This is a genomic window from Pseudonocardia sp. (genome assembly GCF_050246655.1).
Classification (GTDB): Bacteria; Actinomycetota; Actinomycetes; order Mycobacteriales; family Pseudonocardiaceae; genus Pseudonocardia.
Genome location: NZ_JBFWVQ010000083.1, coordinates 20,870 through 27,455, shown reverse-complemented (window position 1 = coordinate 27,455; position 6,586 = coordinate 20,870). Strand labels below are relative to the sequence as shown.

Annotated in this window: 7 protein-coding genes; 5 read left to right on the top strand and 2 right to left on the bottom strand. The window is 73.5% G+C overall.

The genetic code is table 11. The features are described from left to right. The 5 genes from AB7J25_RS22220 to AB7J25_RS22200 all read left to right on the top strand — a co-directional run. On the top strand, positions 1–1,830 hold a 1,830-nt coding region (locus AB7J25_RS22220), incomplete at its 5' end, for an ATP-dependent Clp protease ATP-binding subunit (protein ID WP_428511704.1). A 73-nt stretch (positions 1,831–1,903) separates the two neighbouring features. Continuing rightward, positions 1,904–2,242, top strand: coding sequence for a YbaB/EbfC family nucleoid-associated protein (locus AB7J25_RS22215; RefSeq protein WP_428511702.1), 339 nt, complete (start codon positions 1,904–1,906; stop codon positions 2,240–2,242). Continuing rightward, a complete protein-coding gene (locus AB7J25_RS22210; RefSeq protein WP_428511700.1) occupies positions 2,239–2,535 on the top strand; it encodes a hypothetical protein in 297 nt (98 codons plus the stop codon). Before AB7J25_RS22215 ends, AB7J25_RS22210 begins: the two co-directional genes overlap by 4 nt. After that, positions 2,532–3,401: a hypothetical protein gene (locus AB7J25_RS22205; RefSeq protein WP_428511698.1), complete on the top strand. Its 870-nt coding sequence runs from the start codon at positions 2,532–2,534 to the stop codon at positions 3,399–3,401. The genes AB7J25_RS22210 and AB7J25_RS22205 overlap by 4 nt, the downstream gene beginning before the upstream one ends. A gap of 18 nt (positions 3,402–3,419) precedes the next feature. Beyond that, positions 3,420–4,673: a DUF6986 family protein gene (locus tag AB7J25_RS22200; protein WP_428511696.1), complete on the top strand. Its 1,254-nt coding sequence runs from the start codon at positions 3,420–3,422 to the stop codon at positions 4,671–4,673. Here AB7J25_RS22200 and pucL read toward each other — a convergent pair. Both pucL and AB7J25_RS22190 read right to left on the bottom strand, forming a co-directional pair. After that, positions 4,657–5,562, bottom strand: coding sequence for a factor-independent urate hydroxylase (gene pucL, locus AB7J25_RS22195; protein ID WP_428511694.1), 906 nt, complete (start codon positions 5,560–5,562; stop codon positions 4,657–4,659). The genes AB7J25_RS22200 and pucL overlap by 17 nt on opposite strands. Before the next feature lie 21 nt (positions 5,563–5,583). Next, positions 5,584–6,462 carry an ABC transporter permease gene (locus AB7J25_RS22190; protein ID WP_428511692.1) on the bottom strand — a complete coding sequence of 293 codons (879 nt, stop codon included), beginning with the start codon at positions 6,460–6,462 and terminating at the stop codon, positions 5,584–5,586. Positions 6,463–6,586: the final 124 nt, after the last annotated feature.

The following is a 6,586-nucleotide window of genomic DNA, read 5'->3' as shown; positions in this document are numbered from 1 at the left end:
AAGGCCGTCCTCAAGGAGATCGCGGACTCGGCCGGGGAGATCATCACCTTCATCGACGAGCTGCACACGATCGTCGGCGCCGGGGCCACCGGCGAGGGTGCGATGGACGCCGGGAACATGATCAAGCCGCTGCTCGCCCGCGGCGAGCTGCGGATGGTCGGCGCCACCACGCTCGACGAGTACCGCAAGCACATCGAGAAGGACCCCGCCCTGGAGCGCCGCTTCCAGCAGGTGCTGGTCGGCGAGCCGTCCGTCGAGGACACGATCGGCATCCTGCGCGGGCTCAAGGAGCGCTACGAGGTGCATCACGGCGTCCGGATCACCGACGCCGCACTGGTCGCCGCCGCCACCCTCTCGGACCGCTACATCACCGCGCGGTTCCTGCCGGACAAGGCCATCGACCTCGTGGACGAGGCGGCCTCGCGGCTCCGCATGGAGATCGACTCGCGGCCCGTCGAGATCGACACGGTCGAGCGCGCGGTGCGCCGGCTGGAGATCGAGGAGATGGCGCTGGACAAGGAGTCCGACGACGCCTCGCGGGACCGTCTGACGGCGCTGCGCGCCGAGCTCGCCGAGCGCAAGGAGGAGCTGTCGGCGCTCACCGCGCGGTGGCAGAACGAGAAGGGCGCCATCGAGGCCGTCCGCGAGCTGAAGGAGCAGCTGGAGACGCTGCGCGGGGAGTACGAGCGGGCCGACCGCGACGGCGACCTCGGCAGGGCTTCCGAGCTGCTCTACGGCCGCATCCCCGCGCTGGAGAAGCAGCTGGCCGAGGCCACGGTCGTCACCGAGGGCGACCAGATGCTCAAGGAGGAGGTCGGCCCGGATGACGTCGCGGACGTCGTCTCCGCCTGGACCGGCATCCCCGCGGGCAAGATGCTCGAGGGCGAGACGGCCAAGCTGCTGCGGATGGAGGACGAGCTCGGCCGCCGCGTCGTCGGCCAGGCCGAGGCCGTGCGCGCCGTGTCGGACGCGGTGCGCCGCGCCAGGGCCGGGATCTCGGACGAGAACCGCCCGCTCGGCTCGTTCCTCTTCCTCGGCCCCACCGGCGTCGGCAAGACGGAGCTGGCCAAGGCGCTCGCCGAGTTCCTGTTCGACGACGAGCGGGCGATGGTGCGCATCGACATGAGCGAGTACTCCGAGAAGCACTCGGTGGCCCGCCTCGTCGGCGCCCCGCCCGGCTACGTCGGCTACGACCAGGGCGGGCAGCTCACCGAGGCCGTGCGGCGCCGCCCGTACTCGGTGGTGCTGTTCGACGAGGTCGAGAAGGCGCACTCGGACGTGTTCGACACGCTGCTGCAGGTGCTCGACGACGGTCGGCTCACCGACGGCCAGGGCCGCACGGTGGACTTCCGCAACACGATCCTCGTGCTCACCTCGAACCTCGGCTCGCAGGCGATCGCCGATCCGTCGCTGGACGACCGCGGCCGCCGCGACGCCGTGATGGCGATCGTGCGCACGCACTTCAAGCCGGAGTTCCTCAACCGGCTCGATGACGTCGTGGTCTTCCACGCGCTCTCGACCGAGGAGCTCACGCACATCGTGGACATCCAGCTCGGCGTGCTGGGGCGGCGGCTGGCGAAGCGCCGGCTCACCCTGGACGTCACCGACGCCGCCCGCGAGTGGCTCGCCATGAACGGGTTCGACCCGGTGTACGGGGCGCGGCCGCTGCGCAGGCTCGTGCAGTCCGCGATCGGCGACCAGCTCGCCCGCGAGCTGCTCTCCGGCGAGGTGCGCGAGGGCGACACCGTCCGCGTGGACCTCGACCCGACCGCCGAGGGCGGAACGGGTGGCCTCGTCGTCGGCAGGGCGGTTCCCGCCACCGCGAGCTGATCTCCCCTGCGGGCCGGAACGGATTCTTCCGTTCCGGCCCGTAGTCATGGCCGGGTCCGTACCGTCCGCGATCATGGACGCACAGGTATGGCTGGACGGCTACCAGCGACGCATCGACGAGGCCGGCAGGCGGGCCCGGGAGGTGCAGGAGCGCCTCGGGGCGGTCGAGGCCTCCGTGACCAGCCCGGACGGTGCGGTGACGGCCACCGTCGTCCCCGGCGGGGTGCTGCGGGATCTCGTCCTGCACGAGGCGGCGGAGCGCCTGTCCCGCATCCAGCTCGCGGAGACCATCACGGAGACGGCCGCGGCGGCCCACGCCGCGGCGGGCCGTGCGGTGGCCGACGCCGTGGCGCCGCTGCTCGGTCCGGAGGCGACGTCGTTCGCGGCGTTCGCGGCCGGGAACCCGCGATGACCGGATTCACGGTCGACCCCGCGGCCCTCGATGCGCACGCCGCCGTGGTGGCGGAGCTCGCGTCCGTGCTCGCCGCCACCGCGGACGCCGCCCGACCGCTCGACGCCGGCGCGTACGGGGTGATCGGGCAGGCCTTCGCCGGCTGGGCGATGGCCGCGGCGGCGCGGGCGGACCGGGCCGTCGGCGCGCTCGGCGACAGGCTGGCCAGCCACCCGAGCGGCGTGCGGGCCACCGCGGCGGCCTATCGCCGGGTCGAGGACGGGGTCGTCGAGCGCCTGCGGGACGCGACGTGAGCGTGACCGACCTGCCCACGCCGCGGGACCACACCGTCGCCGACTCCGCGTACGAGGGCGCCGGGTTCGTGTCGAGCTGGTACGACCTCGGAGAGGCGGTCGCGGGCGGTGATCCCGGCGAGATCGCCTGGGCGATGAACGGCGCCGCGCTGGACAGCCTCGGCGTCGCGATGGACCCCCTCGACGCGCTCGCCTCGGCCGGGGTGGGCTGGCTGATCGAGCACGTGGCCTTCCTGCACGAGCCGCTGGATGCGCTCGCGGGCGACCCGATCCGGATCGAGGACGAGGCGCGCACGTGGACGGCGGTCGCGACCCGGATGGTCGAGGTCGCCGGGCAGCACGTCCGCAGCCTGGACGCGCTCACCGGCTGGACGGGCGCGGCGGCCGACGCCTACCGGGAGACGGCCGGGGCGTTCACGTTCGGGCTGGAGCGCGGCGCCGACCTCGCGGACGTGGCCGCTTCGGAGGTCCTCTCCTCGGGCGCGGACATCGCGACCGTCCGGGCGCTGGTGCGGGACGCGGTCGCGGGGTTCGTCGCCGACGTCCTCGTCGCCGCGGCGGTCGCGGGCGTCACGGCGGTCGTCAGCGGTGGCGGTTCCGTGGCCGGCTTCGTCCTGTGGGTCGTGCGCGGCGCGGTGGAGACGGCCGCGGGGATCGCCCGGTCGGTCGCGCAGCTGCTGGACCGGCTGGGTGCCTCCGCCACCCGCCTCGCGACGGCGGCCTCCCGGCTGGACGACATCGCGCGCCAGGCACGGCGGTTCGACACCCCGGAGGTGCGCGCTCTGGACACGGCCGTCGACGCGGGTGCGCCGGTGGTCGAGTACGGCAAGAACCACACCGCGCCGGACTGGCAGCCCGCCCGGTGACGTCGGCACGATCGGCCGATGGATCCCGCCCTCGACAGATGGACGGCGCTCGCCGACCGGGTCGACACCGCACTGGCCGCGGCGGACGCCCGGCTCGCCGCCGCCTACCCGGGCGATCCGGCCGGGCGCCAGCCCGTCCACACCGCCTACGTGCCGGCGGACCGCTTCCACGCCGGGACGGTCGCCGAGTGGGGCGCGGCGGCGCAGGCGGCGTTCGACGAGCACGCCCCCACCGCTGCCGAGGTGGCCGACATCTGGGGGCTGCACGTCGCGCTCGCCGAGGCCGTGCGGGACCGGGTGGTGCGCAAGCTCGCCACCGAACCGGTCGAGGACGTCCGCGTCGACCTGGAGGACGGCTACGGCGCCCGTCCGGACGCGGAGGAGGACGCGGACGCCGTCCGGGCCGTCGCGGCGCTCGGCGCCACCCCGTTCTGCGGCGTGCGGTTCCGGTCGTTCGAGGCACCGACTCGCCGGCGCGGGCTGCGGACCCTCGCCCTGGTCGTCGAGGCGCTGGCCCCGGAGCTGCCGGACGGGTTCGTGCTCACGCTGCCGAAGGTCACCGCCGTGGAGCAGGTGGCGGCGCTGGTCACGGTGCTGGCGGAGCTCGAACGCGCGCACGGGCTGGCGGCGGGGGCATTGCGGTTCGAGGTCCAGGTGGAGACGCCGCAGTCCGTCCTCGGCCGAGACGGTGCGTCCCCGCTGCCGCGGATGATCGCCGCCGCCCGCGGTCGCTGCACCGGCCTGCACTACGGCACCTACGACTACTCGGCGTCGCTCGGGATCGCCGCGGCGTACCAGAGCATGGAGCACCCGGTCGCCGACCACGCGAAGGCCGTCATGCAGGTGGCCACCGCGGGTACCGGTGTGCGGCTCTCGGACGGCTCGACCAACGTGCTCCCCGTCGGCGAAGGGGACGCGGTGCGCGCGGCCTGGCGGCTGCACGGGCGGCTGGTGCGCCGCTCCCTGGAACGCGGCTTCTACCAGGGCTGGGACCTGCACCCGGCGCAGCTGCCGAGCCGCCACGTCGCCTGCATGGCGTTCTACCGGGAGGGATTCCCCGCGGCGGCCGCGCGGCTGCGGGCCTACCGGGAGCGCCGGGACGGGGGCTTCCTGGACGAACCCGCCACCGCCGTCGCGCTGGCGGGGTTCCTGCTGCGCGGGGTGGAGTGCGGGGCACTGGACGACACCGAGGTCGCCGACGGGTCGGGTGCGGACCGGGCGGGGCTGGCCGTACTCGCCCGCCGCACCGGGTCGCTCAGACGAAGCCCGTGATGCCTTCCCACACGCTCCCGGCGGGCGGAGCGTCGTCCCGGATCACGGACGCCTCGATCAGCCCGTACGGGCGGTCGGCGGCGTACCAGACCTCGTGGGGGTTCTCCAGCCCCCAACTCTCCATGTCGACGAGGAAGTGGTGCTTGTTCGGCATCGAGAAGCGGATCTCGGCGATCTCCGGGTGGGTGGCGAGCACGCCCTCGCCCATCGCGTAGAGGGTCTGCTGCAGCGAGAGGCTGTGGGTGAGCGCGAAGCGGTCGAGCAGGATCTGGCGGACGTCGCTGTAGGCCTTGTCCCACTCGACGTCCGTGCCGACGTAGCGCCAGCGAGCGGAGACCGCCGTGGCGAGGATCCGGTCCGTGGTCTCCACCAGGGTCGTGTACTCGACCTCGGGGAAGCCGTGGAACTCGCTTCCGGTGCTCTTGAGGACGACGAGGTCCGTGAGCCCCGAGATGACCGTCTCCGCGGACGGATCGGCGCCGTCCTTGCGGACGACGGTGGTGCGCACCTCCGTCCCCGCGCGGACGAACGCGTGGTCGTGCGGCCCGCCGGTGGAGGTCTCGATCCGTTGCCAGGAGTACTCCTCGACCTCCTGGCGGGCGCCGGTCACCTGCTCGTACCTGTCGACGAAGTTGCGGGCCATGCGCAGGGCGAAGTCCTCGATGGCGCCGACGCCGCCGAGGCGCGCCAGGGCGTACGCGGTGTTCTTCTGGGTGTCGGTGGGGATGACGGCGCTGTTGTCCCCGGTGAGGTGGGTGGCCGAGAAGTCGCCGATCAGCTGGCTGGTGACGTTGATGTCCTTGATGCGGTGGACCGGGGTCGACCGGTCGACATGCACCAGCCGGACCTCGGCCTTTCCGTACTGGTGGAAACCGAGCGAGATCCCCATTCGGGCCTCCTCAACGCGGGCTCAGGTGCTGCGGCCCGCGTCCGGTCCCCAGGCCGCGAGCATGGCCGCCTCGACCACCGTGGCGACGGCGTAGAGCACGATCGAGACGATCACCGAGAGTGCCACGATCGTCCAGACGCCGCCGTAGTTGCCCGCGCCCTTGTAGCCGGAGAGCACCCCGCCCATGCCCTCGAACCCGACGAGCCACTCGGCGAGCATCGCACCGACGATCGCGCCCGGCACGGAGATCCGGACGGAGGCGAAGAGGTGTGGCAGTGCCGACGGTAGGCGCACCGTCACGAGCGCCCGGAGTGCCCCGCCGCCGTTGACCCGGATCAGGTCCAGCGCCTGGGGCGACGCCGACGACAGCCCCACGACGATGTTCACGAGCGCGGGGAAGAGCACGACGATCGCCGCGATCACGGCCACGCCCATCGGGCCCTGCCCGAAGATGAGCAGCAGCAGCGGGGCCATCGCGACGAGCGGCACCGAGCGCAGCAGCATCGCGATCGGCATGAACGCGAACTCGAACGGCCTGAACAGCACGAACCCGATCGCGACAGCGATGGCGGTCGCCATTCCGGCGACGAACCCGATCGTGGCGTCGACCAGCGTCGTGCCCAGCGCCGCGAGGCTCTCCGTCCGGGCGGCCTCGGCGGTGAGCGAGGCGGGGCGGATCCCGCGGGGCGGGTTGTCGTCGAACAGGTAGCGCCCCACGTCCGCCGGCGACTTCCCGACGAACGGTGACACGTCGAACACCCACAGCAGGACCTGCCACAGCGCCAGCAGCACGACGAAGGCGATGCCGACGGTGGCTGCTGCGGCGCCGAAGCGGCGCAGGGCCGCGGTGGCCGACCCGGTCGGCGCAGCGCCGGTCCCGGGTTCGACGAGGGTGGTCACGGGGCACCTCCGCGCGACCTGCAGTGGGGTGGCTTTACTCCGGCCCAGCTGAAGTAAAGCCACCCCACTGCGGTGTGGGGTGAGTGCGGCGGCGCGGTCACGGACCGCCTCCGGCGCTCGACGC

Excerpts from the sequence above, each read along its gene's own strand:
- AB7J25_RS22215 (WP_428511702.1), top strand. The coding sequence starts at position 1,904 with ATGGACGCACAGGTATGGCTGGACGGCTACCAGCGACGCATCGACGAG.
- AB7J25_RS22210 (WP_428511700.1), top strand. The coding sequence starts at position 2,239 with ATGACCGGATTCACGGTCGACCCCGCGGCCCTCGATGCGCACGCCGCC.
- AB7J25_RS22200 (WP_428511696.1), top strand. The coding sequence starts at position 3,420 with ATGGATCCCGCCCTCGACAGATGGACGGCGCTCGCCGACCGGGTCGAC.
- pucL (WP_428511694.1), bottom strand. The coding sequence starts at position 5,562 with ATGGGGATCTCGCTCGGTTTCCACCAGTACGGAAAGGCCGAGGTCCGG.